The sequence below is a fragment of the Klebsiella sp. P1927 genome (assembly GCF_018204675.1).
Taxonomy (GTDB): domain Bacteria; phylum Pseudomonadota; class Gammaproteobacteria; order Enterobacterales; family Enterobacteriaceae; genus Klebsiella; species Klebsiella pneumoniae.
Window position 1 is genome coordinate 2,484,046 of sequence record NZ_CP073377.1, and the last position, 26,857, is coordinate 2,510,902.

Below are 26,857 nucleotides of genomic sequence, written 5' to 3' on the forward strand. Positions count from 1 at the left end.
AAAATCAAAGTAGCGAAAAAGCGGCCGACGGGATAGATCATTATTTTTGGCAGGCCCGGAAGTGCGCCCGTCGACCGCGATGACCTGTACAAGGCGTAATGGCCGTGTTATTTGTGATCGAAGACATAAAATTATAACAACATGACAGGCAAGGAAATCATGATCACCACTCTCCGGCGCTCCACCATCGCGCTGCTGGCATCGTCGTTACTGTTGACTATCGGCCGCGGGGCCACACTGCCGTTTATGACCATCTATCTCACCCGACGCTTTCAGCTGGAAGTGGATGTGATTGGCTATGCCCTGTCGCTGGCGCTGGTGGTTGGGGTGTTGTTCAGCATGGGTTTTGGCATCCTCGCTGACAGGTTCGATAAAAAGCGCTATATGGTGTGGTCAGTGCTGGTGTTTATTCTCGGCTTCAGCGCAATACCGCTGGTCAATAACGCCCCCCTGGTGGTGATCTTCTTTGCGCTGATCAACTGCGCCTACTCGGTCTTTTCCACCGTCCTGAAAGCCTGGTTCGCCGACCGGCTGACGGCAGAGAAAAAAGCGCGCATCTTCTCGCTGAACTACACCATCCTCAACATCGGCTGGACCGTTGGGCCGCCCATCGGCACCCTGCTGGTAATGCACAGTATCAATTTGCCGTTCTGGCTGGCGGCCGCCTGCGCCGCCTTTCCGCTGGTGTTTATTCAGCTGTTTCTTCAGCGGGATGGCGCCGCCGCGGCCCAGCCGGGCGCCGCTCCCTGGTCGCCTTCGGTGTTGCTGCGCGACCGGGCGCTGCTGTGGTTTACCTGCTCCGGGCTGCTGGCCTCCTTCGTCGGCGGCGCCTTCGCCTCCTGTCTCTCGCAGTATGTGCTGGTGGTCGCCAGCAGCGATTTCGCCGAGAAAGTGGTGGCCGTGGTGCTGCCGGTCAACGCCGCGGTGGTGGTTGCTCTGCAGTACGCGGTTGGCCGGCGGCTGAGCGCGAGAAATATCCGCCCGCTGATGACCTTCGGCACCGTCTGCTTTGTGATCGGCCTTGTGGGCTTTATGTTCTCTGGCGCCAGCCTGTGGGCGTGGGGGATCTCGGCGGCGATCTTCACCCTCGGGGAAGTGATTTATGCCCCCGGGGAGTATATGCTGATTGACCATATTGCCCCGCCGGGGATGAAGGCAAGCTACTTCTCCGCCCAGTCGCTGGGGTGGCTGGGGGCGGCATTCAACCCGATGCTGACGGGGTTGATCCTCACCCATCTGCCGCACTGGTCGCTTTTTGTCATTCTTATCGTGGCGATTGTCGCCGCCTGGCTGATGATTTTCCGCGGGATCAATGCCCGCCCCTGGCAACCGGATTCTCCGCTGGCCAACGCCTGACGCCAGCTGGCATGCGGCTGTCAGGTTGCTGTCGGGCCGTTGTCGGGTCGCTGTCGTGGTGGCTGGCGGCCCGGTTCACCATACTCCATCACAGGTTTACATCCGCAGAACGTTATGGAGCATACGAATATGAACAGCAACAATCAGGTCAAACAATTACGGCTGCAGCGCGCCTGGTCCCAGGAGCAGCTGGCCGAAATGGCGGGTCTCAGCGTCCGCACGATCCAGCGCATTGAGAATGGCGAACGCCCGGGGCTGGAGACCCTCAGCGCCCTCGCCGCGGTCTTTGAAGTGACGGTGGCCGAGATCGGCGGCGAAGCCCGGCGGGAAGACGCGCCGGGCCAGGAAGCCTCACTGGATCTGCGCATAGAGGAAGCCAAAGCGCGGGTGCATCAGGAGAGCCGCTTTTTCCGTTCGCTGTCGGTGGCGCTGGTGGTTTGCGTGCTGCTGGCGGTGCTTAACCGCTTCACTAATCCACAGTACTACTGGTCCGGCTGGGTCGCCCTGATCTGGGGCGCCCTGCTGGTGGTGAGAGGATTACGCCTGTTCGTGTTCGGCGAATGGATTAAAAACTGGCGCCAGGCGCGCCTGCAGCGGCTGCTGCGCAAATAGGCCGCAAACCGGCGGCGCGACCGCCGCCGGCATGGTCAGATGGTCACCATCGCGCGCACGCCGTCGCTCTCCATATCATCACCCTTGCCTTGCTGGACGATGGCGCCGCGCGACATCACCAGGTAGTGGTCCGCCAGTCCGGCGGCAAAGTCATAGAACTGCTCCACCAGCAGGATCGCCATGTCTCCGCGGCTCGCCAGCTGGCGGATCACCTCGCCAATCTCTTTGATGACCGAGGGCTGGATCCCCTCGGTGGGTTCATCAAGGATCAGCAGCTGTGGGCGGCTGGCCAGCGCGCGGCCGATCGCCAGCTGCTGCTGCTGGCCGCCGGATAAGTCACCGCCTCGCCGCTGCTTCATGGTCCTGAGCACCGGGAAAAGCTGGTAGATCTCCTCCGGCACCTGCTGCGCTTCGCGGGCGGGAAAGCGCGACAGCCCCATCAGCAGGTTTTCTTCCACCGTCAGGCGCGGAAATATCTCGCGCCCCTGGGGGACGTAGGCGACCCCGGCCTGCACCCGCTGGTGCGGTTTGCGATGGGTGATGTTCTGATCCTGCCAGCGTACCTCACCGCTGCGCGCCGGGATCAGCCCCATCAGGCATTTCAGCAGTGTGGTCTTACCGACGCCATTGCGCCCCAGCAGGCAGGTGACTTCGCCCTGGCGGGCGGAAAAATCCACCCCGCGTAAAATATGGCTGCCGCCGTAGTATTGATGTAGCTGACTCACCTGTAACATTGGCGCTCCTTAACGTCCCAGATAAACTTCAATGACCTGCTCATTGGCCTGCACCTCCCGCAGCGATCCCTCCGCCAGCACCTGGCCCTGATGCAGGACCGTCACCCGGTCGGCGATGGTCTCGACAAATCCCATGTCGTGCTCCACCACCATCAGGGAGTGCTGTCCGGCCAGCGTGCGAAACAGCTCCGCCGTATACTCCGTTTCCGCATCGGTCATGCCGGCCGCCGGCTCATCAAGCAGCAGCAGATGCGGCTCCTGCACCAGCAGCATGCCGATCTCAAGAAACTGTTTCTGACCATGGGACAGCAGACCGGCCTGGCGGTAGCGCTCGCCGTCAAGACGCAACAGGCGCAGCACCTCATTCAGCCGATCGTCCTGTTCGCTGCTCAGCCGGGCGCGCAGGCTGGCCCACACCGATTTATCCCCCTTCATCGCCAGGGCGAGATTTTCCGCCACCGTCAGCGCTTCGAAGACCGTCGGCTTCTGAAACTTGCGCCCGATGCCCTGGCGGGCGATGGCCACCGGGTCAAGAGTGGTCAGATCCACCGACTGGTCATAGAGCGCTTTGCCGCTTTGCGGCCGGGTCTTGCCGGTGATCACGTCCATCAGGGTGGTCTTGCCCGCCCCGTTGGGGCCGATCACACAGCGCAGTTCGCCGACGCCTATCGCCAGCGACAGATCCGTCAGCGCCCGGAAACCGTCAAAGCTGACGTTGATGTTCTCCAGCTGCAGCACCGGATCGGTTTGTTCGCGAAAGCGATCGCCGGGCAGCTGGCGGGTAAATAGTCCTTCATCCGGTTGCATTAGCGGTCTCCTCGACGCAGCAGGCCCATCACCCCGCGGGGTAAAAACAGGGTCACAATGATGAAGATGAGGCCGAGAAACAGCTGCCAGTACTCTGGCATCGCCACGGTGAAAATGCTTTTCGCACCGTTGACCAACCCGGCGCCAAGCACCGGGCCAATCAGGGTGCCGCGCCCGCCGAGCGCCACCCAGATGGCGGCCTCGATGGAGTTGGTCGGCGACATTTCGCTGGGGTTGATGATCCCCACCTGCGGGACATATAACGCCCCCGCCAGACCGCAGAGCACCGCCGACAGCGTCCACACCAGCAGCTTGAAGCCGCGCGGGTCGTACCCGCAGAACATCAGCCGGTTTTCGGCGTCACGCACCGCGGTGAGGATCCGGCCAAACTTACTCTGCGCCAGCGCCGCGCCCAGCCACAGCGTCAGCAACAGCAGCAAAACCGTGGCCATAAACAGGCTGGCGCGGGTGCCGGTGGCGGTGACCGGAAAACCCAGCAGCGTAGTAAAACCGGTGAAGCCGTTGTTGCCGCCAAACCCGGTCTCGTTGCGAAAGAACAGCAGCATACCGGCATAGGTCAGGGCCTGGGTCATGATCGAGAAATAGACCCCTTTGATCTTCGAGCGAAAGGCAAACCAGCCGAAAACCAGGGCCAGCAGACCGGGAACCAGCACCACCAGCGCCATCGCCCAGGCGAAATGCTGCGTGCCCCACCAGAACCAGGGCAGCTCGCTCCAGGAGAGAAAAGACATAAACGCCGGCAGACCGTCGCCCGCCGCCTGGCGCATCAGGTACATCCCCATGGCGTACCCGCCGAGGGCAAAGAAGATCCCGTGCCCCAGCGACAGCATGCCCGCATAGCCCCAGACCAGATCCAGCGCCACCGCCACAATGGCGTAGCAGAGGATTTTGCCGCTCAGCGTCAGCAGCCAGCTCGGCACCGCCAGCGGATGGGAGGCCGGCAGCAGCGCCAGGAATGGCATACACAGCAGCCCCAGCACCAGCAGGATCCCCAGCCAGCGCAGAGGCCGCGGCGCGCGCTGCGCCAGCGTTAAGGTGATTGGTTGGCTCATTAGTCAATAACCCTCCCTTTCAGCGCGAACAGACCCTGCGGGCGTTTCTGAATAAACAGAATAATCATCACCAGGATCAGGATTTTGCCCAGCACCGCGCCCATTTGCGGTTCGAGAATTTTGTTGAAAATGCCCAGCCCAAAGGCCGCCGCCACGCTGCCGGCCAGCTGGCCGACGCCGCCCAGCACCACCACCAGAAACGAGTCGATGATGTATCCCTGACCCAGTTCAGGCCCGACGTTGCCAAGCTGCGACAGCGCCACGCCGCCCAGCCCGGCAATACCGGAGCCGAGGCCAAAGGCCAGCATATCCACCCGCCCGGTAGGCACGCCGCAGCAGGCGGCCATCGCCCGGTTCTGCGTCACGGCGCGGACGTTCATCCCCAGACGGGTGCGGTTCAGGATGAGCCAGGTAAAGGACAGCACCAGCAGGACGAACGCCAGCACCGCCAGTCGGTTCCACGGCAGGATCAGGTTCGGCAGGACCTGCACGCCGCCGGAGAGCCAGGCCGGGTTTGCCACCTCCACGTTCTGCGCGCCAAACAGCATCCTCACCAGCTGGATAAGCATCAGGCTGATCCCCCAGGTGGCGAGCAGCGTTTCCAGCGGCCGACCATACAGATGACGAATAATGGTGCGCTCCAGCGCCATGCCGATCCCGGCGGTCACCAGAAACGCCACCGGCAGCGCGACCAGCGGATAAAAGGCCAGCCATTGCGGCGCGAGCTGCGCCAGCGCCTGCTGTACCAGCCAGCAGCTGTAGGCGCCGATCATTAACATCTCGCCGTGGGCCATGTTAATCACCCCCAGCAGGCCATAGGTGATCGCCAGCCCCAGCGCGGCCAGCAACAGCACCGATCCCAGCGACAGTCCCATAAAGGCCTGGCCCAGCAGATCGCCGAGCAGCAGACGATGTTTGATCTTTTGCAGGCTATCGCTGGCCGCCTCGCGCACCGCCGCATCCGGCTCATGCTGGGCATCGGTAAAGGGGATCAGCAGCGCCTGGGTTTCCGGGTCCGCGGAATGGCCGAGCAGCGTCACGGCGGCCAGCCGCGCGCTGGCCTCAGGCTGAGCGAGCTGCAGGCGCGCCAGCGCCACCTCCAGCAGACCCCGCACAGTATCATCGGTTTCCGCCTGCAGCCGCTGTTGCAGCAGCGCGGCCATGGCCGGGGTCGCTTCCCGCTGTAGCGTTCGTGCGGCGGAAGCTCGCTCTGTGACGTTGTCACTTAAAATAAGGTGGCTGGCCAGCGCGCCGGCAGCCAGATTGCGCAGCCTGTTGGTCAGACGGACCGGTCGGGTTTCGCCCTGCGGTGCGGCGACAGCGCCCAATGGCTGTAATCCGCCCTGTCGGGTGCGGAAAGCATGTTTTCCGTCGTCCATCACCAGGCTCTCGGTGGTCAACGCCCGCAGCAGCGGCAGACGATCCGCCTGCGGCGCTGCCGCCCACTGGCTCAACAGCTGCGCCTGCTGGCTGCGACTGGCGGCAACGAAGTCGTCCGCCTCCGCGGCCTGCGCCCGCCATGGCAGCAGGATCAGCAGTAGCGCCAACACATTCATGAGACGCAATGCGTTCATGTCGTTCTCCTCTGGTCAGCGGCCGACGGGCGCTATGCTCCAGCCCCGCCGGCCGTGGCGCTTACTGGCTGACGGTTTTCACCGGATGGTCAGGTTTCTTATCGTTACCGGGGATCCACGGACTCCACGGCTGCGCGCGAACGGGTTTATCGGTCTGCCAGACCACGTTGAACTGGCCGTTGCCTTCAATTTCACCGATCATCACCGGCTTATGCAGATGATGGTTAGTGGCATCCATGGTCAGGGTAAAACCGGACGGCGCGTTGAAGGTCTGCCCGGCCATCGCCTCGCGCACTTTATCGACATCGGTGGTGCCCGCTTTGGTCACCGCCTGCGCCCACATATGCAGACCCACCCAGGTCGCTTCCATCGGATCGTTGGTTACCACCGTATCGGCATTCGGCAGCTTGTGCGCTTTGGCATACGCGCGATAATCGGCGACAAAGGCTTTGTTGGTCGGATTATCGACGGATTCAAAGTAGTTCCATGCCGCGAGGTTGCCGACCAGCGGTTTGGTATCGATGCCGCGCAGCTCCTCTTCCCCCACCGAGAAGGCCACCACCGGTACATCGGTCGCTTTCAGACCCTGGTTAGCCAGCTCTTTGTAGAACGGTACGTTGGAATCGCCATTGATGGTGGAGACCACTGCCGTTTTGCCACCGGCGGCGAATTTTTTGATATTGGCGACGATGGTCTGGTAATCGCTGTAGCCGAACGGGGTGTAGACCTCCTCGATATCTTTGTCCTGGATCCCTTTGGCATGCAGGAAGGCGCGGAGGATCTTGTTGGTGGTGCGCGGATAGACGTAGTCCGTCCCCAGCAGAAAGAAACGTTTAGCGCCGCCGCCGTCCTCGCTCAGCAGGTATTCCACCGCCGGGATAGCCTGCTGGTTAGGCGCCGCGCCGGTATAGAAGACGTTGGGGGACATCTCTTCCCCTTCGTACTGCACCGGGTAGAACAGCAGGCCGTTCAGTTCCTCAAACACCGGCAGGACCGATTTACGCGAGACCGACGTCCAGCAGCCAAACACCACCGCCACTTTATCCTGGGCCAGCAGCTGGCGCGCCTTCTCGGCAAACAGCGGCCAGTTGGAGGCCGGGTCGACCACCACCGGCTCCAGTTTCTTGCCCAGCACCCCGCCTTTGGCGTTGATGTCGTCGATGGCCATCAGCGCGACGTCTTTCAGCGGCGTTTCGGAAATCGCCATCGTCCCGGAGAGCGAATGCATGATCCCGACTTTGATGGTGTCGGCGGCATAGGCCTGAAAGGAGAGACCTATAGCCATAACAGAGGCGGAGAGTGCAAAAGCTTTTAATAACGTTCTACGTTGCATGATTCACTCCTGAGTAGCGCAAAAAATAAAGAATTAACAGCTAACCAGAGGTGATAAGGCAAAAAAGGTGCCAGGTTGTGAAAACAGCAGGATGCGGCGCAGGTGGGCGATAGTGGCGAAGAGGATGGCAGCGTTGCCTCATCACGGTGCAACGCTGCGCTAAGAAAGCAATTACCAGACGTCGGCGGCGATGGAGGTCACCAGACGGACCTTTTGCCATTGCTGGTCTTCGCTGAGGGCATTCCCCTCTTCAGTGGAGGCGAAACCGCACTGCGGGCTGAGGCAGATCTGCTCGAGCGGCACGTACTGCGCGGCCTCGGCGAGTCGCGCTTTTACCCCCTGCGGATTCTCCAGCTCGCCGTTTTTGGTGGTGATCAGCCCGAGGACCACCTGCTGATGGCCGGGACGAATAAAGCGCAGCGGCGCGAAATCCCCGGAGCGGTCGTTGTCGTACTCCAGGAAGAAAGCATCGACATTGACGCCGCCAAACAGCACCTCGGCCACCGGCTCGTAACCGCCTTCCGAGATCCAGGTTGAACGGAAGTTACCCCGACAGACGTGCAGGCCCACCGTCAGATCGGCCGGCTTACCTTCCAGCGCCTGGTTCAGCACCCGGGCATAAATGCGCGCCAGCGCATCCGGATCCTCGCCGCGCTCGCGTACCTGCTGGCGCTGGGCATCGGAGCACAGATAGGCCCACACGGTATCGTCCAGCTGCAGATAGCGGCAGCCGGCGTCATAAAACGCGCGGATGGCGTCGCGCCAGGTGGTGGCCAAATCGTCGAAGTAGTCGCTAAGATCCGGGTAGACCGTGGCATCGATATCTTTCCGCCCGCCGCGGAAGTGCAGCACGCTCGGGCTGGGAATGGTCATCTTCGGCTGCGCGTCGCCGCTGATGCTTTTCAGATAGCGGAAATCCTCCAGCATCGGGTGGTCGCCAAATGCCAGCTTGCCGGTGACGCGAACGCCGTGCGCTTTGGTCTGCACGCCGTTGAACTGGATCCCCTGCTCGGCATCGTAACGTTCAACGCCCTGCAGGCCATCGAAGAAATCGAAATGCCACCATGCGCGACGAAACTCACCGTCGGTGACCACATGCAGGCCGCAGTCGCATTGCTGCTGAACCAGATGACGGATCGCGTTATTCTCAATCTCGCGTAGCTGAGCGGCGTCGATAATCCCCTCAGCCAGCTGCTGACGCGCCTGTTTAATGCTGTCCGGGCGCAAAAAGCTGCCGACGATGTCTGCGCGGAACGGGGCCTGTTGACGTTGCATGCTGTCTCCTTAGCGGTGGGCGCGTTAGTTGCCCACCGTGATAGTTCATTATTTGAATTTTTAGACTTCTGGATGGCTATATGTCCAGATACTGGCATGCAGAGTGGTGGGTCGCAAACGAGAATATTTCATGGTACATGAAAAATTTTCATTTACCGGAAACAAACGCATAGCCCTCATCTTCCCAGCCGGTGAGTCCGCCGAGCATCATTTTCACCGGCCGCCCCAGCTCGGCCAGCTTCAGCGCGGCAACGTCAGCACCGTTGCAGTGCGGCCCGGCGCAGTAGACCACAAAGAGGGTCTCCGCCGGCCAGGCCGCCATTCGCTCGGCGGTGATCTGGCTGTGCGGGAGATGCTGCGCGCCTGGCAGGTGACGTCTGGCGAAAGCTTCCTCGCTGCCGACCACGTGCAGCAGGACGAAGTCGACCTCGCCGGCACGCTGGGCGCTGTGCACATCGGCGCAGTCGGTCTCAAGATGCAGCTTATGGCTGAACCAGCGGATAGCCTCAGCGGAGGTGGCAGGGGGAAATTGGGTTACTACACTCATGGCGTCTTCTCCTTGTCTGTGATAACACTACTTTACTGACGCCCATCACCCTGATCTGCCGACAACCATGACAGAAAACGCTAACATTCTGACAACCCCTTCTGTGACACCGTCACGTCATCAGGTGATCGCCCTCGCCTACGATGGCCTGTGCACCTTTGAGTTTGGCGTAGCCGTGGAGATCTTCGGCCTGCCGCGCCCGGAAATGGGCGACAACTGGTACCAGTTCGCCGTCGCCGCCGTCGATGAAGGGCCGCTGTGCGCTACCGGCGGCATCCGCCTGATGACCGACGGCGGTCCTGAACTTCTCGCCCAGGCGGATACGATCGTGGTCCCCGGCTGGCGCGGCGTCGACGCCCCGGTCCCCGAGGCGCTGTGCGCCGCGCTGGCTTCCGCCCACGCCCGCGGATGTCGGATTATTTCTATCTGTTCCGGGGTGTTCGTTCTCGCCGCCGCCGGGCTGCTCAATGGCCGCCAGGCGACAACCCACTGGCGCTACACCGCGGCGCTGCAGTCCCGTTTTCCGCAGATCCAGGTGGTGGAGGACGTCCTTTACGTGGGCGATGCTTTGCTGATGACTTCCGCCGGCAGCGCGGCGGGGATCGACCTTTGTCTGCATCTGGTGCGTGAAGATTTCGGCAGCGAAGCCGCCAACGTCGTCGCCCGCCGCCTGGTCGTCTCTCCCCATCGCGACGGCGGTCAGGCGCAGCAGGTCCTGCGCCCGGTAGCCCGCAGCCGGGAGAGCCTGCGCCTCGGTCAGCTGTTTGACTATCTGCACCAGCATCTTGCCGCCAGCCATACCGTCGCTTCCCTCGCCCAGCGCGCCGGCATGGGGACGCGCACCTTTTTGCGCCGCTTTGAGGAGGCCACCGGTAAAACGCCCGCCCGCTGGCTGCTGGAGGAACGACTGCTGCGCGCCCGCCAGCACCTGACGGAGAGCACGATGGGCATCGATCAGATCGCTGAGCGCTGCGGGTTTGCCAGCGCCGGCACCCTGCGCCACCATTTTCGCCAGCACTTCGCGCTCAGCCCGCTGCAGTACCGTAAACAGTTTACGCCTTCTCCGATTGCAAAATCGTCGCAGCCACGGACAATAGACGGCCACAGTAAACCGGTCGCCAGGAGGGTCGATGATGAAGAAAGAGTGTCGGGTAGTGATCTATAAAGAGGGGCTGCTGGGCAGTCTGTTTTTTGGCGAAGCCAAGGCCGACCCTGACAAAATGAGCCAGTTTCTCAGCAGCTATACCCGTGAGGGATGGGAAGTGAAAACCATGTCGGTGGAGCGCCGCCGTACCGCCCTGTTCTGGTCGCGGGAAGCGTATCTTTTCGTGCTCGAACGCCCCCTCTGACAGCCTGCGCCTGGTTTACACGTTTAAGCCAGGCGTTTCTAAGCGTCACCTTTCAGGGCTGACGGATATAGCCCTGCTCCTGCATTTTCTGCATGCCTTCCTCGCTGGCGCAGACCATGCCGGTAGTCAACATGGCAAAGCCAAAGCGCTGATAAAACGTAATTTTATCGGCCACCGCATAGATAAATATTTTGCCAAAGGGCAGGAGTTGCTCCCGGATGGCCAGCATCAGCTGTTGCCCGTAGCCCTGTCCCTGACGAGCGGGGACGATCGCCACATCCGCCAGATAGCTGCTCCAGGTGCAGTCGCTGATGGCTCGCGCCACGGCAATCAGCTGACCGTTCTCATAGCCAAACCAGCAGAAGGTGCTCTGGCGGAACGCCTGCTCCAGTTGCTGAACATCACGCTCATTCAGCCCGGCCTCGGCGATGATCGTTCGCACTCGCTGCCAGTCCACCCGCACGATCGCCTCTTTACCCTCAATCACCATCATGACCTTGTCTCCCGTCGTCTCCCGGAAGCAAGATCTAGCATGCCGCGGCAGGATATGCCAGATGGAAAGCCGGACTGAAGCAGTCGGTACAGGGTGGAAGGGGCAAAAAAAAACCGCCATATGACTGGCGGTAAATCAATGCTTGCATGGATAGATTGTGTTTTGCATTTTTCGCAGACAGATAAGCTTTACCTCTCTACGTTTGCTGCCGAAGTTAGCATGCTCAACTTCAATAAAGCCTCAACGACCAGCAGCTAAAGCTTCTCCACCAGCGCTTTCAGCTGCGCCAGGGTCTGCTGCCGGTCCTCCGCGGCGGCGACAGGCCAGGCCGACTGGCGCACGATGAGCCGGGTCGGCAGCAGCTCGCGGATCCGCAGCTGCGGGGCCGCCATCAGGGCAATCAGCCGCTCCACCGCCCTTTTGCCCAACAGATCGAAGTCCTGCGCCACCGTGGTGAGCGGCGGCTGGAAGTAAAGGCTGTCGGCGGTGTCATCGTAGCCGGTCACCGATACCGCCTGGCTGCCGCTGCGATTGAGCTGGGCCAGCGCGCTGAGCACGCCGAGCGCCATCTGATCGTTTGCCACCACTATGGCGCTGATCCGCGGCTGCAGGTGGAGGAGCTCGAAAGTTTTCTGCCAACCGCTGGCGGCGCTCCAGTCGCCAAACACCGTAGTAGAGCGGGCAATATTCAGACAGTGCAACGCCTCGCGCCAGCTGGCGAGACGCAGACGGGCGGAAACCGAACTTTCCGGTCCCGCCAGCAGACCAAATTCGCGATGCCCCAGCTCCCACAGGTGGCGCACGCAGGCCCCGCAGCCATCGCGGTGGTCGAAGCGCACGCAGCAGACATCGGCCTCCGGGGAGACATCGAGAAACAGGCAGGCCATATCCGGATTGTCTTGCACCAGCCGCTCGGCAGTGGCGCTCTCCAGCGGCAGACTGACGATCACCCCGCGAATATGCTGGGCGCGCAGCTCGTCCAGCCGGGCCTGCAGCGCGACAAAATCGGCCTGCGCCGGCATCGCTATCGCCACTTCCAGCTGATGCAGGCTGGCATGGCTCTTTATCGCGGCGGCGATCTGCGAGGGGGCGTGCAGCGTCAGCGAGGCGGTAATCAGCCCGATGGAGGGCGCCGCTTTGCCGGCAAGCAGCTGCGCCGAGCGGTTAGGCACATAGTGCAGCGCCTGCATCGCGCGGATCACCTGCTCGCGGGTGCGGGCTGACACCACCTCAGGACGGTTCAGCACCCGGGAGACCGTCTGCTGGGACACGCCCGCGGCGCGGGCGACATCCTCCAGGGTTGCGGTACGACGCGGCATCTTTTCTCCTCAGCAATAACAATGTCGTGCGCTAACATTTTATGTTTAACGCGCGACAAAAAACAGCGCTTCTCCCCCGCTTTCGTGATCGTCTGTTAATTTCGATTCCCCCGAGATTGCTGGACAAAACAAATTACCCGATAACGTTAACCATCCTGTTTAGCGAACGACAATTTCTGACTTACCGGGGTTTAATATGCAAATTAGCGATACCGGCCGCAGCCACACTCCTGACTTTCACGCCGTCCTCGCCCGTGAAGACTGGCAGAACCAGACCATTACCCACCTTAACCGCCTGCCAGCGCATCCCGTTTTCGCCAGCTGGCGCGATGAGCTTGCCGCCCGCGATAACCTACCTTCATCCCGCCGCCGTCAACTGGACGGCGAGTGGCAGTTCTCTTACGCCCGCAGCCCGTTTGCCGTCGATGCGCAGTGGTTGACGCAGGATCTACCGGACTGCCGCGGCACGCCTGTGCCTTCCAACTGGCAGATGGAGGGCTATGACGCGCCGATCTACACCAACGTCCGCTATCCCATCGACACCACCCCACCGCGGGTGCCGGAGGATAACCCGACCGGCTGCTACTCCCTGCACTTTACGGTTGAGGACACATGGCGCGAGAACGGGCAAACGCAGATTATTTTCGATGGCGTCAACTCGGCGTTTCATCTGTGGTGCAATGGCGTGTGGGTCGGCTATTCGCAGGACAGTCGCCTGCCGGCGGCGTTCGATCTCAGCCCCTTTCTGCGTCCGGGCGACAACCGCCTGTGCGTGATGGTCATGCGCTGGAGCGCCGGCAGCTGGCTGGAAGACCAGGATATGTGGCGGATGAGCGGTATTTTCCGCTCGGTATGGCTGCTGAATAAGCCGCAGCAACGGCTATGCGACGTGCAGTTGACGCCAGCCCTTGACGCCCTCTATCGCGACGGCACTCTGCAGGTCCAGGCGACCGTCGAAGCGACTGAGGCGGCGCTTGCCGGGCTTAGCGTCGGGGTTAGCCTGTGGCGCGGCGAGGAGCAGATCGCCGCCGGGCGGCAGCCGTTAGGTACCCCGACGGTGGATGAGCGCGGCCACTACGCGGAACGGGTCGATTTCTCCCTGGCGGTGGCGACGCCGGCGCACTGGAGCGCGGAAACCCCGAACTGTTATCGCGCCGTGGTCACCCTGTGGCGCGGCGACGAACTGCTGGAGGCCGAAGCGTGGGACATCGGTTTTCGCCGCATCGAGATTGCCGATGGCCTGCTGCGTCTCAACGGTAAACCGCTGCTGATCCGCGGCGTTAACCGCCATGAGCATCATCATTTGCGCGGGCAGGTGGTCACCGAGGCGGATATGGTGCAGGACATTCTGTTGATGAAGCAGAACAACTTTAACGCCGTGCGCTGCTCGCACTATCCCAACGCGCCGCGCTGGTATGAACTCTGCAACCGCTACGGTCTGTACGTGGTCGATGAAGCCAATATTGAAACCCACGGGATGGTGCCGATGAATCGGCTGTCCGACGATCCGGCGTGGCTACCAGCCTTCAGCGCCCGCGTCACCCGGATGGTACAGAGCAACCGCAACCATCCGTGCATTATCATCTGGTCGCTGGGCAACGAGTCCGGCGGCGGCGGCAACCACGAAGCGCTGTACCACTGGCTGAAACGCAACGATCCGAGCCGTCCGGTGCAGTACGAGGGCGGCGGCGCGGATACCACCGCCACCGATATTATCTGTCCGATGTACGCCCGCGTCGAACGCGACCAGCCGATCCCGGCGGTACCCAAATGGGGGATCAAAAAATGGATCAGCCTGCCCGGTGAGCAGAGGCCGCTGATCCTTTGCGAGTACGCCCACGCGATGGGCAACAGCCTCGGCAACTTCGCCGATTACTGGCAGGCCTTTCGCGAGTATCCCCGGCTGCAGGGCGGGTTTATCTGGGACTGGGCCGACCAGGCGATCCGCAAAACCTTTGCCGACGGCAGCGTCGGCTGGGCCTATGGCGGCGACTTTGGTGATAAGCCTAACGATCGCCAGTTCTGTATGAACGGTCTGGTGTTTCCCGATCGCACGCCGCATCCGTCGCTGGTGGAGGCGAAGCACGCCCAGCAGTATTTTCAGTTCACGCTGCTGTCGACCTCGCCGCTGCGGGTGCGCATCATCAGCGAATACCTGTTCCGCCCAACCGATAACGAAGTGCTGCGCTGGCAGGTGCAGGCGGCCGGTGAACCCCTGTATCACGGCGACCTGACCCTGGCGCTGCCCCCTGAGGGCAGCGACGAGATAACGCTGCTCGATAGCCTGATCCTGCCTGAAGGCGCCCGCGCGGTGTGGCTGACGCTGGAGGTGACCCAGCCCCAGGCGACCGCCTGGTCAGAAGCGGAGCACCGCGTCGCCTGGCAACAGTTTCCCCTGCCCGCCCCGCTGGCGCTGCCGGCGCCCACCGTGTCTGCCGGCGCTCCGGATCTTATCGTCAGCGATGAGGTCTGGCAGATCCGCGCCGGTTCGCAATGCTGGACCATCGATCGCCGGACGGGTCTGCTGAGCCGCTGGTCGGTTGGCGGTCAGGAGCAGCTGTTGACCCCCCTGCGTGACCAGTTTATTCGCGCGCCGCTCGACAACGACATCGGGGTCAGCGAAGTAGAGCGTATCGACCCCAACGCCTGGGTGGAGCGCTGGAAAAGCGCCGGCCTGTACGATCTTGAGGCGCACTGCGTCCAGTGCGATGCGCAGCGCCTGGCAAATGAAACCCTCGTCGACTGCCGCTGGCACTACCTGCGCGGCGAAGAGGTAGTGATTGTCAGCCACTGGCGCATGCACTTCACTGCTGACGGAACCCTGCGGTTGGCAGTGGACGGCGAACAGGCGGAAACCCTGCCGCCGCTGCCGCGGGTCGGGCTGCACTTCCAGGTGGCGGATCAGCAGGCGCCGGTGAGCTGGCTGGGTCTGGGGCCGCATGAGAACTACCCCGACCGGCGGAGCAGCGCCTGCTTCGCCCGCTGGGAGCAGCCGCTGGCGGCGATGACCACCCCCTACATCTTCCCGACGGAAAACGGCCTGCGCTGTGATACCCAGGCGCTGGACTGGGGGCGCTGGCACATCAGCGGTCATTTCCACTTCTCCGTTCAGCCATGGAGCACCCGTCAGCTGATGGAGACCGACCACTGGCACAAGATGCAGGCCGAAGACGGCGTGTGGATCACCCTCGACGGCCTGCATATGGGGGTGGGAGGCGATGACTCCTGGACCCCCAGCGTGCTGCCGCAGTGGCTCCTGAGCCAAACGCGCTGGCAGTACGAGGTCTCATTGCGTTGCTTTTAATCCGTGGGGGCGACAGCCCCCACCCCACAAACAGAATAACAAGGGATCATGGTGATGAAATTCTCAGAACTGGCGCCACGAGAACGGCATAATTTCGTCTATTTCCTGCTGTTCTTTTTCTTTTACTATTTCATTATGTCGGCCTACTTCCCGTTTTTTCCGGTGTGGCTGGCGGACGTTAACCATTTAACTAAAACGGAAACCGGGATCGTTTTCTCGTCTATCTCGTTATTCGCCATTATTTTTCAGCCGGTGTTCGGCCTGATGTCGGATAAGCTCGGCCTGCGCAAACATCTGCTGTGGACCATTACGGTATTGTTAATTCTGTTCGCGCCATTCTTTATTTTCGTTTTCTCTCCGCTGCTGCAGATGAATATTATCGCTGGTTCGCTGGTAGGCGGGATCTACCTGGGGATTGTTTTCTCCAGCGGCTCCGGGGCGGTGGAAGCTTATATCGAACGCGTCAGCCGGGCCAACCGCTTTGAATATGGCAAAGTGCGGGTCGCAGGCTGCGTCGGCTGGGCGCTATGCGCCTCGATAACCGGCGTGCTGTTCAGCATCGATCCCAATATCACCTTCTGGATCGCCTCCGGCTTTGCGCTGGTGCTCGGTCTGCTGCTCTGGCTGTCGCGGCCGGAAAGCAGCAACAGCGCCCAGGTTATCGAGGCGCTGGGCGCCAATCGCCAGGCCTTTTCGCTGCGTACGGCGGCAGAGCTGCTGCGTATGCCGCGCTTCTGGGGCTTTATCGTCTATGTGGTGGGTGTCGCCAGCGTCTACGACGTGTTTGACCAGCAGTTCGCCAACTTTTTCAAAAGCTTTTTCGCCAGTCCGCAGCGCGGTACCGAAGTGTTTGGCTTCGTCACCACCGGCGGCGAGTTGCTCAACGCGCTGATCATGTTCTGCGCGCCGGCCATCGTTAACCGCATCGGCGCCAAAAACGCCCTGCTGACCGCGGGGATGATCATGTCGGTGCGTATTCTCGGGTCGTCCTTCGCCTCATCGGCAGTCGAGGTGGTGATCCTCAAGATGCTGCATATGTTTGAGATCCCCTTCCTGCTGGTGGGAACTTTTAAATATATCTCTTCCGCCTTTAACCCGCGCCTCTCGGCCACCCTGTTCCTGATCGGTTTTAATCTGTCAAAACAGTTGTCCGGGGTGGTGCTTTCCGCCTGGGTGGGCCGGATGTACGACACCGTCGGCTTCCATCAGGCCTATCTGATCCTCGGCTGCATAACCCTGAGCTTCACCCTGCTCTCGTTCGTCACCCTACGCGGCGGCAACCGTCTGCTGCCGACCGCAGAGACGCAGAGCCCCGCCTGACTCCAGCGCCCCCGTCAGGGATGACGGGCTTCACTCGACAATCCGCGTCTCCCCGCCGCGATTCTCCAGCGCATAGCGCTGACAAGGCGCCCCGGCGGCGATAAGCTCCGCCAGCTCCGCCGAGTGGCTGGTCAGCCAGATCTGGCTGTAGCGCGAGGCCTCGATAATCAGCCGGGCCAGCGCGGGCAACATGTCGCGATGCAGGCTGTTCTCCGGTTCATTGATCGCCAGAAACGCCGGCGGGCGTGGACTGAGCAGCGCGACGGCGAGGCACAAAAAGCGCAGCGTACCGTCGGACATCTCCGCCGCCAGCAGCGGGCGGCGGATCCCTTCGCGACGCATTTTCAGAGCGAAACGCGAGTGCTCGTTTTCACAATAAAACTGGCAGCCGGGAAAGGCGTCGGCAAGGATTTCATGCAAAATCTCCTCCGCGCCGATCTCGACAATGGTCTGAAAGGCGGCGGCGAGATTCTGGCCATCGCTGTCGAGGACTGGCGAACGGTAACCCACGGCCGGCTGACGCAGCGGCGAATGACGGCCAATCGCGAATTCATGATAAAACCGCCAACGGCGCAAGGTCTCCCGCACTCGCGATACTTCGGGGAAACGGTGCGGCTCGCCAAGCTGACCGAACACCGACTCATTTTCATAAATACTCTCGGTGAAAGTACTTTTCTCCCCGGTGACATCGACGAGAAACGCCGCCTGATTCTTGCGCTGCAGTACGCGGGAGGAAGGCCGGCGGGAGTAGCCGGCCAGCCAGATATTCTCTTCTTTAACGATAGGATCGAGCATGAATTGCGTCGGATAGGGCAATTTTTCAGGGAAGCCTATCTGCAGCTCATAATCGAAGCTGTCGGTCCGGCAGGCGATTTGCAGCCGGCGGGGGTGACGATCGAGGGGCGAACGCTCCCCGGACCACATCATATTCTCCAGACCGCCCTCTTCGCTGATAAACCCCGAAAGCCTGCCCTCAGCGGCAGCGGTCAGCAGGTGGATGGCGTTATAAATATTGGATTTACCGCAGCCGTTAGGGCCGAAGACAATGTTCAGCGGCCCGAGCTCCAGCGCGATATCCTTCACTGAGCGAAAATTTTGAATACGAATGTACTGAATCATTATGCGTCCGGCCCTGGAAATAGAAGGCTGCCACAGTAGCACAGCGGCGCCCGGCATACCCTCTTACGCCCCCTTTCGGGCAGGGTTTAACAGAACTTTTTTTTCATTCCACGGGTCAGGGCGACCCGCGTCAGCTTATCGCTATCCTGATGGGCGTCGCTGAAAACGCCAAAAAAATAGCGTTCATCGTCAATGGTTTGGCTAACAATTCGGTAGCTCAACGGTTGCCCGGATAGCGCACCGTACTGCGCAGGCGTCACCGAGACCTCGGTCGCGTCATCGGCGACGCTGACCAACAGCCCGTCCGCCTTACCGCCCACCAGCATGACCTTAATTATCGGGTGCACCAGTTCCTCCCGGGATGGCATATAGCGTTGGCGAACCGCAGGGACCGGCGGGCGTGATGATCGGCAAACAGCGACGCCCGACAGAGTGCGGTATTTAGTACTTTCTTATAGTTCATCACGGCCTTGAGTCAAAAAATAGCGTGCTTAGGCAGGGCTAGATATTGATTATTCGAAATAAAAGATGACAAATGATGAAGGAAAAAAGAGGAATTGTGAATCAGCAAAACGCCGGGTTATTCTTATTTGTCGCTTCTTTACTCGCCTTTATCGGCCCTCACTCAAGGATGTATTGTGGTTATGCGTTATATTCGCCTGTGTATTATCTCCCTGTTAGCCACCCTGCCGCTGGCGGTACACGCCAGCCCGCAGCCGCTTGAGCAAATTAAACAAAGCGAAAGCCAGCTGTCGGGCCGCGTAGGCATGATAGAAATGGATCTGGCCAGCGGCCGCACGCTGACCGCCTGGCGCGCCGATGAACGCTTTCCCATGATGAGCACCTTTAAAGTAGTGCTCTGCGGCGCAGTGCTGGCGCGGGTGGATGCCGGTGACGAACAGCTGGAGCGAAAGATCCACTATCGCCAGCAGGATCTGGTGGACTACTCGCCGGTCAGCGAAAAACATCTTGCCGACGGCATGACGGTCGGCGAACTCTGCGCCGCCGCCATTACCATGAGCGATAACAGCGCCGCCAATCTGCTGCTGGCCACCGTCGGCGGCCCCGCAGGATTGACTGCCTTTTTGCGCCAGATCGGCGACAACGTCACCCGCCTTGACCGCTGGGAAACGGAACTGAATGAGGCGCTTCCCGGCGACGCCCGCGACACCACTACCCCGGCCAGCATGGCCGCGACCCTGCGCAAGCTGCTGACCAGCCAGCGTCTGAGCGCCCGTTCGCAACGGCAGCTGCTGCAGTGGATGGTGGACGATCGGGTCGCCGGACCGTTGATCCGCTCCGTGCTGCCGGCGGGCTGGTTTATCGCCGATAAGACCGGAGCTGGCGAACGGGGTGCGCGCGGGATTGTCGCCCTGCTTGGCCCGAATAACAAAGCAGAGCGCATTGTGGTGATTTATCTGCGGGATACGCCGGCGAGTATGGCCGAGCGAAATCAGCAAATCGCCGGGATCGGCGCGGCGCTGATCGAGCACTGGCAACGCTAACCCGGCGGTGGCCGCGCGCGTTATCCGGCCCGTAGCACCTCGCAGGCGTGCCGGGCGATATGACTGGCGGCGGCATCGGAAAGATGCCGGTCGGTAATGATGGTGGTGAACCGGGTCAAAGGTAACGCCATGAACGTGGCCACCTGATTGTATTTCGAACTGTCGCACAGCAGGATGCTTCTCGCGCTGACCTGGCTGACGGTCTCCTTGACGGTAACCTTGTTCTCATCAGGGGTGAAAATCCCGCGACTGTCCCAGCCGCTGGCGGAGATAAAGGCCGTATCGATAGCCAGGTGGCGTAACGTACGCGCCGCCGATTCGCCCACGCAGGAGCGGTTCTCCCGGCACAGAGTGCCGCCGGTGTGGATCACGCCGCACTGGCTGGCATCGATCAGCAGCTGGGTTATCTCAAAATCATTGGTGACCACCTGGAGATCGTTCCGGTCGAGGATCGCCCGCGCCAGCGCCAGGGTGGTAGTCCCGGCATCCAGATAAATGCAACTGTTTTTGGCGATATGACTCGCCGCCAGCGCGCCGATCGCCTGTTTCTCCTCACTCTGCAGCGTGCTTTTCACCAGATGACTGGGTTCCGCGGCCAGCCGGCTGACGGCGCGCACGCCGCCCGAGACGCTGACCAGCAGCCCCTGCTCCTCCAGTTTACTAACGTCCCGACGGATGGTCATATGGGACACGCCGAGGATCTCCGTCAGCTCGTTAATGCTTACCGCCCCACGCTGCTCCACCAGGGCTAAAATACGCTGATGTCGTTCTATTGGAATCACCGCTCTCCCCTTACCATTTTTTCACACCAGGCGTCACCACCCAGGCTACGGCCCTGGCGACACCCGGTGTTGTTATCGCGCTTTGCCGCTGTTTTTAGGCTATTTTAGGGCAAGAATCGCCGTTGTGCAGCCTCTTTCCGCCTGTGAATTTTTTATATTCATGTGGGTTATTCGTGATAACTCTCACATAAATTCACATGATAACGCTTTATTCTATCATTAAATCACATTAATTAACTAATGTTCACAAGGAGACCAGCATGGCTGCACACACTAACGTCTGCGTGATTGGACTGGGTTCAATGGGCATGGGCGCCGCCCGCGCCTGCCTGCAGGCGGGCCTGAACACCTGGGGCGTTGACATCAATCCCGACAACTGTCGCGCACTGCTGGCGGCGGGCGCCAAAGGCGCGGGCCCCAGCGCGGTGCCGTTCGCCGCGGAACTGGATGCAGTTGTGCTGCTGGTGGTCAATGCCGCCCAGGTGCGGGGGATCCTGTTCGGCGAGAGCGGCCTCGCCGCCCATCTGAAGCCGGGCACTGTCGTGATGGTGTCGTCCACCATCGCCTCCGCCGATGCTCAGGCCATTGCCGAGGCGCTGGCGGAGTACCAGCTATTGATGCTCGACGCGCCGGTATCGGGCGGCGCCGTGAAAGCGGCCGCCGGCGACATGACGGTGATGGCCTCCGGGAGCGATGCCGCCTTTGCCCGCCTCGCGCCGGTGCTGGACGCCGTGGCCGGCAAAGCCTACCGCATCGGGAGCGACATTGGTCTTGGCTCGACGGTAAAAATTATCCATCAGCTGCTGGCCGGGGTGCACATCGCCGTTGCCGCCGAAGCGATGGCGCTTGCCGCCCGCGCCGGGATCCCACTGGAGACGATGTATGACGTGGTCACCCACGCGGCGGGTAATTCCTGGATGTTTGAGAATCGCATGCAGCACGTCCTGGATGGCGATTACTCGCCAAAATCCGCTGTCGATATTTTTGTCAAAGATCTCGGGCTGGTGAATGACACTGCCCGGGCGCTGACCTTCCCGCTGCCGCTCGCTACCACCGCGCTGAATATGTTCACCTCCGCCAGTAATGCCGGATTCGGTCGGGAAGATGACAGCGCGGTGATCAAGATTTTCAACGGCATCACCCTGCCGGGCCATAAACAGTGAGGAGAGACAACATGCAGCTTGGTGTCATTGCCGATGACTTCACCGGCGCCACGGATATTGCCAGCTTCCTCGTGCGCAACGGCATGCCGACGGTGCAACTGAATGGCGTGCCGACCCGCGATCTTCCGCTGACCAGCGAGGCGGTGGTCATCAGCCTGAAAACCCGCTCCTGCCCGGCGGAAATGGCCGTCAGCCAGTCGCTGGCGGCCCTGAGCTGGCTCCAGGCCCAGGGCTGTCAGCAGTTTTATTTCAAGTACTGTTCCACTTTCGACAGCACCGCGCAGGGCAACATTGGCCCGGTGCTGGATGCCCTGCTGGCCGAGCTGGGTGAGACGCGGACGGTGATTTCCCCGGCGCTGCCGGTTAACGGCCGCACGGTCTATCAGGGATATCTGTTCGTCGGCGAGCAACTGCTGAATGAGTCCGGGATGCGCCACCATCCGGTGACGCCGATGGAGGATGCGCACCTGGGCCGCTTAATTGAGCGCCAGGGGCGCGGAAAAGCCGCGCTGATTGCCTGGCCGATTGTCGCCCGGGGGCCGGAGGCGGTCGCCGCCGCGCTGGCGGCAGTCAACGATCCGGCGGTGCGCTATGTGGTGCTCGACGCCCTCAGTGAACAGGATCTGCTCACCCAGGGCGTGGCGCTGCGGGAGATGAAGCTGGTCTCCGGCGGTTCCGGCCTCGCCATCGGCCTCGCCCGCGACTGGGCGCAGCGCCATGGCGCCCGGGGTGAAAGCGCTCAGGCCGGCATGCCGCTAGTCGGCCCGGCGGTGGTGCTCTCGGGCTCCTGCTCGGTGATGACCAACAGCCAGGTGGCGGCCTATCGTCAACAGGCCCCCGCCCGCGCCGTCGACTTAAGCGCCTGCTTTACCGATCTGGAGAGCTACGTCAGGACGCTGACTGACTGGGTGGACGCGCAGCGCGATGCGCCGCTGGCGCCGATGATCTATGCCACCACCGAGCCGCAAACGCTGCAGCGGATCCAGGCGCAGTATGGCGACAAGGCCAGCAGCGAACGGGTGGAACAGCTGTTTGCCGCTCTTGCCGCCGCCCTGAAGGCGAAAGGATTTACCCGCTTTATTGTGGCCGGAGGGGAAACGTCGAGCATTGTGGCGCAGACCCTGGGGGTTGAGGCGTTCCATATTGGGCCGACCATCTCCCCTGGCGTGCCCTGGGTGCGTGACACCCGCCAGCCGCTCTCCCTGGCGCTGAAGTCAGGTAACTTCGGCGATATCCAGTTCTTTGCCCGTGCCCAGCAGGAGTTTCGTCATGACTGAGCAACAACTGCGAGAGGAAATGGTGCAGATTGGCGCCTCGTTATTTAGCCGCGGCTATGCCACCGGCTCCGCTGGCAATCTGTCGCTGCTGCTGCCGGACGGCAACCTGCTGGCGACGCCGACCGGCGCCTGCCTCGGCGAACTGCAGGCTCAGCGGTTGTCGGTGGTGACGCTGCAAGGGGAATGGATCTCCGGCGACAAACCGTCGAAAGAGGTCACTTTTCACCGGGCGGTCTATTTGCACAACCCGGCCTGCAAGGCGATCGTCCACTTGCACAGCCACTATCTGACCGCGCTCTCCTGCCTGCAGGGGCTCGATCCGCACAACTGTATCCGCCCCTTTACCCCCTATGTGGTGATGCGCGTCGGCGACGTCCCGGTGGTTCCCTACTACCGGCCGGGCGATGACCGTATTGCCCAGGCGCTGGCCGGGCTGGCGCCCCGCTATAACGCCTTTTTACTGGCCAACCACGGACCGGTGGTTACTGGCTCATCGCTGCGCGAAGCCACCAACAATACCGAGGAACTGGAAGAGACCGCACGGCTGATATTTACCCTCGGCAACCGCGAGATCCGCTACCTGACCGCTGACGAAGTAAAAGAACTGAGATAAAACCATGCCAAAATTCGCTGCAAATTTATCCATGCTGTTTACCGAACTGCCGTTCCTGGAACGCTTTGCCGCCGCTGCCCGGGCGGGATTTGAAGCCGTTGAGTTTCTGTTTCCCTATGAGTATGCCGCCGGGGAAATCAGACAGCGCCTGCAGGAGAACCAGCTGCAGCTGGTGCTGTTCAATACCCCACCCGGCGACGTCAACGCCGGAGAATGGGGGCTCGCCGCCATCCCCGGGAGAAGCGCGGAGGCCCGACGCGATATTGAGCTGGCGCTGGAGTATGCCTGCCAGCTCGGTTGCCCGCAGGTGCATATCATGGCCGGCGTGGTGCCGCCGGGAGCGGATCGCGCAGCCTGCGAGGCCGTGCTTATCGGTAATCTGCGCTACGCCGCGGAGTGCTTTGCCCGCCACGACAAGCGGATACTCATCGAAGCACTGAATCCGCAGACCAAACCGGGCTATCTCTACCACAGTCAATATCAGACGCTGGCGATGGTGAAACGGGTCGACAGGCCGAACCTGGCGGTGCAGTTAGATCTGTTTCACGCGCAGAAGGTGGACGGCAATTTAAGCCATCTTATTACCGAATATGCCGGCCAGTATCGCCATATTCAGATTGCCTCCCTGCCCGACCGTCATGAACCGGATGAGGGCGAAATAAACTATCCGTGGCTCTATGCGCTACTGGATAAAACCGGTTATGACGGCTGGATCGGCTGCGAATATATCCCCCGGACAGACACGCTTTCCGGGCTGGGGTGGTTCTCGCCCTACCGGAAAAAATAAACGCCGTTTTCTAAAAAAATAACTCTCTGTACACCTGTTAATACCCGAGGCAAACCTATGTCGACATCGGCGCTGTTACTTATTGCGTTAGCCAGCGTAGTGCTGTTGCTCCTGTTAGTGATCAAAGCGAAAGCACATCCTTTTGTGGCGCTCCTGATCGTCAGTCTGCTGGTGGCATTCGCCACCGGCATTCCGGCAGATAAAATTATAACCACCATTGAAAAAGGCATGGGCGGCCTGCTTGGCCACATCGCCAGCATTATTATTCTGGGCTCAATGCTGGGGGTACTGATTGAAATGTCCGGCGGCGCCGAATCGCTGGCGAAAACGTTGACCGGCGTACTGGGTGCAAAACGAACCATTGCCGCCTTAACCATCGTGGCTTTTATTCTCGGCACCCCGGTCTTTTTTGAAGTCGGCTTTATCATCATCATTCCGTTAATCTACGGCTTCAGCAAAGTCGCCCACGTGTCGCCGCTGAAGTTTGGCCTGCCGATGGCCGGCGTGATGTTAACCGTCCACGTGGCGCTGCCCACCCATCCTGGCGCAGCGGCTGCGGCAGGCATTCTGCATAGCGATGTCGGTTGGCTGATGCTGGCGGGGATTGGGGTGTCGGTGGTCGTCGGTATCGTGGGCTATTTTGTCGCCCGGTTTATCAATCGGCGCCATTATCATCTGTCGATTAACGTGCTGGAGCAGCAACAAACGGCGGAAGTACCGGATCTCTCGGTTAACGCGCAGCAGACCCGTCTGCCGCCGCCGAATGCGCTGGTTATCGGTGGGCTGATCGTGGTGCCCATCATGCTGATTGTTTCCGGGACGCTGTGTCAGGCGCTTCTGCTGCCGGAAAACGCGGTTCGCCAGCTGATGACCGTCATTGGTACCCCGCCGGTCGCCCTGCTGATCTCCCTGGGCCTGGCCAGCTGGACGCTGGGCATCCGTCGGCGGATGAGCCTGAAAAAGCTGGGCGAAGTCACCGGCAGCGCGATCCCCTCGTCGGCGGACGTGATCCTCGTCGCCGGCGCCGGCGGCGCCTTTGGCGGCGTACTGGTCGCTTCCGGCATCGGTAATGCCTTAGCCGAGGCGCTGGAGACAATACATCTGCCGCTGATGCCCGCCGCTTTTCTGCTATCGCTGGTGCTCAGAGCCTCGCAGGGTTCGGCCACCGTGGCGATCCTCACCACCTCCGGTCTGCTGTCGCAGGCGGTTGTCGGTCTGGAGCCGCTGCAGCTGGTGCTGGTGACGCTGGCGACCTGCTTCGGCTCGCTCGGGCTGTCGCACGTCAACGACGCCGGGTTCTGGGTCGTCACGCGCTATCTCGGACTCTCGGTGCCGGATGGACTCAAAACCTGGACCGTCTTGACAACCATCATGGGGGTGACGGGCTTTCTCATCACCTGGCTGCTGTGGTTTGCGCTTTGATGTTAACCTGGGTGGCTCCGGCCACCTTAACTTCGCCCCGGCACAGGCCCTGACCCACTACCGCTGTCAGACCGCAGACCCGCTGCCGACAGCGTCACCGGGATAAAATAGCGTACGCGATAGCGCCTGTCCCCTGCCTCTTCGCCTTCCGCATGGCGGGTTATAAAACATTCAATGTCATAGCCGTCCCGACGACTTACCCCCAGGGATGGCAGCAGCTCCATATACAGATCGCTGGATAAACGAGCATAACGTGACCAATTGCCGTAGAATTCAACCCCGACATAAAGCCCTGACCGGGTGGTCAGCGAGCTGTTCATGGCCAGCGCGGGGGGCAGCTTTCCCGCCTCATGACAGCCGACAAAAGCGTTAACCTCGACGTTAAGCTCATTTTTGCTCGCCGCGGCGTAGTCGGAAAGTACGGAAAGCGAGCCTCCGCCAGCGGTGAAAAAACGGTCAACCTTTTGTCTGATGCTCGTCTTAGCGGTGCTTTGCAACACCAAATCCGACAGGCGCAGTTCATACTTCATCGGATAGCCATAATAGACCTGTTCCGGCAGAGAAAAAAAACGAGCCAGAGGTAGGCTCTCTCCGTCCGGGTGAAACTTTTTCAACAGCTTTGCCGTGTCCCAGTGCGCCGCGCAACGGTATTCACGTGGCGAGAGCGAAAAGCGCTTCTTAAACTCCCGGGAAAAGGTCTGCGGCGAGTCATAGCTTAACTGCCAGGCAATAGCGGCGATCGGTTGCCGTGTTAAGCGCAGACTGACCGCTGCGATGGTCAACCGCCGCAGACGAATATACTGCCCGATGGGTAACTGGCCATACTGGTAAAACACGTCGTACACAAACCGACGTGAATAGCCCATATACAGCGCCAGGTCATCGATCGCCGGGTTACAATAGATATTATCCTCCAGCCACGCCAGCATTTTCAAATAGAGCATCTGCTTCATAAGTACGGCATACATCCTGTATTCTTGTCCTCCGCTAATTTTAACAACAGAGCGCGGCTATCACTAAGCTTTTTATGCATCGCAAAAATAAAAAAACAGGAAACGGCTTTAAATAGTGACAAATATATGCTTAAGGCTTT

Annotated in this window: 25 protein-coding genes; 12 read left to right on the forward strand and 13 right to left on the reverse strand. The window is 61.0% G+C overall.

Annotation, left to right across the window (positions count from 1 at the left end):
- Nucleotides 1–159 precede the first annotated feature (159 nt).
- Together ydeE and KB892_RS12600 are read left to right on the forward strand one after the other, a co-directional pair.
- A complete protein-coding gene (gene ydeE, locus KB892_RS12595; protein WP_002904391.1) occupies nt 160–1,356 on the forward strand; it encodes an efflux MFS transporter YdeE in 1,197 nt (398 codons plus the stop codon).
- A gap of 129 nt (nt 1,357–1,485) precedes the next feature.
- The gene (locus KB892_RS12600; RefSeq protein ID WP_002904389.1) at nt 1,486–1,968 is read left to right on the forward strand and encodes a helix-turn-helix domain-containing protein; all 483 of its coding nucleotides are present in this window, start codon (nt 1,486–1,488) and stop codon (nt 1,966–1,968) included.
- Nucleotides 1,969–2,003: 35 nt separating this feature from the next.
- Here KB892_RS12600 and urtE read toward each other — a convergent pair whose 3' ends face one another.
- The 7 genes from urtE to KB892_RS12635 form a co-directional block, all read right to left on the reverse strand.
- Nucleotides 2,004–2,702, reverse strand: a complete 699-nt coding sequence (urtE, locus tag KB892_RS12605; RefSeq protein WP_004151618.1) for an urea ABC transporter ATP-binding subunit UrtE — start codon at nt 2,700–2,702, stop codon at nt 2,004–2,006.
- A gap of 9 nt (nt 2,703–2,711) precedes the next feature.
- Entirely contained in the window at nt 2,712–3,509 is a 798-nt protein-coding gene (gene urtD / locus KB892_RS12610) for an urea ABC transporter ATP-binding protein UrtD (protein ID WP_002904321.1), read from the reverse strand.
- Nucleotides 3,509–4,582 carry an urea ABC transporter permease subunit UrtC gene (gene urtC / locus KB892_RS12615; RefSeq protein WP_004151617.1) on the reverse strand — a complete coding sequence of 358 codons (1,074 nt, stop codon included), beginning with the start codon at nt 4,580–4,582 and terminating at the stop codon, nt 3,509–3,511. The genes urtD and urtC overlap by 1 nt, the downstream gene beginning before the upstream one ends.
- Entirely contained in the window at nt 4,582–6,156 is a 1,575-nt protein-coding gene (gene urtB, locus KB892_RS12620) for an urea ABC transporter permease subunit UrtB (RefSeq protein ID WP_004151616.1), read from the reverse strand. The genes urtC and urtB overlap by 1 nt, the downstream gene beginning before the upstream one ends.
- 61 nt (nt 6,157–6,217) lie before the next feature.
- Complete coding sequence (gene urtA / locus KB892_RS12625) at nt 6,218–7,489, reverse strand: urea ABC transporter substrate-binding protein (RefSeq protein WP_002904251.1); 1,272 nt, start codon at nt 7,487–7,489, stop codon at nt 6,218–6,220.
- Between the two features lie 171 nt (nt 7,490–7,660).
- Entirely contained in the window at nt 7,661–8,764 is a 1,104-nt protein-coding gene (locus KB892_RS12630) for a cobalamin-independent methionine synthase II family protein (RefSeq protein WP_002904248.1), read from the reverse strand.
- Between the two features lie 148 nt (nt 8,765–8,912).
- A complete protein-coding gene (locus KB892_RS12635; RefSeq protein WP_002904247.1) occupies nt 8,913–9,311 on the reverse strand; it encodes a rhodanese-like domain-containing protein in 399 nt (132 codons plus the stop codon).
- A gap of 67 nt (nt 9,312–9,378) precedes the next feature.
- Between KB892_RS12635 and ftrA the strand changes: the two genes are divergently transcribed.
- Entirely contained in the window at nt 9,379–10,476 is a 1,098-nt protein-coding gene (ftrA, locus tag KB892_RS12640) for a transcriptional regulator FtrA (protein WP_004198831.1), read from the forward strand.
- Nucleotides 10,445–10,660, forward strand: coding sequence for a DUF4177 domain-containing protein (locus KB892_RS12645; protein ID WP_004205985.1), 216 nt, complete (start codon nt 10,445–10,447; stop codon nt 10,658–10,660). Before ftrA ends, KB892_RS12645 begins: the two co-directional genes overlap by 32 nt.
- 52 nt (nt 10,661–10,712) lie before the next feature.
- Here the strand turns inward: KB892_RS12645 and KB892_RS12650 are convergent, their stop codons facing one another.
- Both KB892_RS12650 and KB892_RS12655 read right to left on the reverse strand, forming a co-directional pair.
- Nucleotides 10,713–11,153, reverse strand: a complete 441-nt coding sequence (locus KB892_RS12650; RefSeq protein ID WP_002904139.1) for a GNAT family N-acetyltransferase — start codon at nt 11,151–11,153, stop codon at nt 10,713–10,715.
- A gap of 254 nt (nt 11,154–11,407) precedes the next feature.
- Nucleotides 11,408–12,472, reverse strand: coding sequence for a LacI family DNA-binding transcriptional regulator (locus tag KB892_RS12655; RefSeq protein WP_004151614.1), 1,065 nt, complete (start codon nt 12,470–12,472; stop codon nt 11,408–11,410).
- A gap of 196 nt (nt 12,473–12,668) precedes the next feature.
- Here KB892_RS12655 and KB892_RS12660 point away from each other — a divergent pair, with 196 nt between their 5' ends.
- Nucleotides 12,669–15,776, forward strand: a complete 3,108-nt coding sequence (locus tag KB892_RS12660) for a beta-galactosidase (RefSeq protein ID WP_004151613.1) — start codon at nt 12,669–12,671, stop codon at nt 15,774–15,776.
- A gap of 54 nt (nt 15,777–15,830) precedes the next feature.
- Entirely contained in the window at nt 15,831–17,096 is a 1,266-nt protein-coding gene (locus KB892_RS12665; RefSeq protein WP_004151612.1) for an MFS transporter, read from the forward strand.
- Between the two features lie 30 nt (nt 17,097–17,126).
- On the opposite strand, the gene KB892_RS12670 is transcribed toward KB892_RS12665, so the two are convergent.
- Nucleotides 17,127–18,215, reverse strand: coding sequence for an AAA family ATPase (locus KB892_RS12670; protein ID WP_001620097.1), 1,089 nt, complete (start codon nt 18,213–18,215; stop codon nt 17,127–17,129).
- Between the two features lie 86 nt (nt 18,216–18,301).
- Nucleotides 18,302–18,562: a hypothetical protein gene (locus tag KB892_RS12675; protein ID WP_002904006.1), complete on the reverse strand. Its 261-nt coding sequence runs from the start codon at nt 18,560–18,562 to the stop codon at nt 18,302–18,304.
- Nucleotides 18,563–18,859: 297 nt separating this feature from the next.
- Here KB892_RS12675 and KB892_RS12680 point away from each other — a divergent pair, with 297 nt between their 5' ends.
- Nucleotides 18,860–19,720, forward strand: coding sequence for a broad-spectrum class A beta-lactamase SHV-11 (locus KB892_RS12680; RefSeq protein ID WP_004176269.1), 861 nt, complete (start codon nt 18,860–18,862; stop codon nt 19,718–19,720).
- Nucleotides 19,721–19,740: 20 nt separating this feature from the next.
- Here the strand turns inward: KB892_RS12680 and KB892_RS12685 are convergent, their stop codons facing one another.
- Entirely contained in the window at nt 19,741–20,502 is a 762-nt protein-coding gene (locus KB892_RS12685; RefSeq protein ID WP_002210513.1) for a DeoR/GlpR family DNA-binding transcription regulator, read from the reverse strand.
- Between the two features lie 260 nt (nt 20,503–20,762).
- Here KB892_RS12685 and ltnD point away from each other — a divergent pair, with 260 nt between their 5' ends.
- The 5 genes from ltnD to KB892_RS12710 are packed head-to-tail and all read left to right on the forward strand — an operon-like array spanning nt 20,763 to nt 25,764.
- Entirely contained in the window at nt 20,763–21,665 is a 903-nt protein-coding gene (gene ltnD, locus KB892_RS12690; protein ID WP_004151610.1) for an L-threonate dehydrogenase, read from the forward strand.
- 11 nt (nt 21,666–21,676) lie between these two features.
- The gene (otnK, locus tag KB892_RS12695; protein WP_004151609.1) at nt 21,677–22,942 is read left to right on the forward strand and encodes a 3-oxo-tetronate kinase; all 1,266 of its coding nucleotides are present in this window, start codon (nt 21,677–21,679) and stop codon (nt 22,940–22,942) included.
- The gene (locus tag KB892_RS12700) at nt 22,935–23,555 is read left to right on the forward strand and encodes a 3-oxo-tetronate 4-phosphate decarboxylase (RefSeq protein ID WP_002210516.1); all 621 of its coding nucleotides are present in this window, start codon (nt 22,935–22,937) and stop codon (nt 23,553–23,555) included. Before otnK ends, KB892_RS12700 begins: the two co-directional genes overlap by 8 nt.
- Nucleotides 23,556–23,559: 4 nt before the next feature.
- Nucleotides 23,560–24,342: an HPr family phosphocarrier protein gene (locus KB892_RS12705; RefSeq protein ID WP_004160175.1), complete on the forward strand. Its 783-nt coding sequence runs from the start codon at nt 23,560–23,562 to the stop codon at nt 24,340–24,342.
- A 57-nt stretch (nt 24,343–24,399) separates the two neighbouring features.
- A complete protein-coding gene (locus tag KB892_RS12710; RefSeq protein ID WP_002903916.1) occupies nt 24,400–25,764 on the forward strand; it encodes a GntP family transporter in 1,365 nt (454 codons plus the stop codon).
- A gap of 26 nt (nt 25,765–25,790) precedes the next feature.
- On the opposite strand, the gene KB892_RS12715 is transcribed toward KB892_RS12710, so the two are convergent.
- Nucleotides 25,791–26,717 carry a helix-turn-helix domain-containing protein gene (locus KB892_RS12715; protein WP_004151607.1) on the reverse strand — a complete coding sequence of 309 codons (927 nt, stop codon included), beginning with the start codon at nt 26,715–26,717 and terminating at the stop codon, nt 25,791–25,793.
- Nucleotides 26,718–26,857 lie beyond the last annotated feature (140 nt).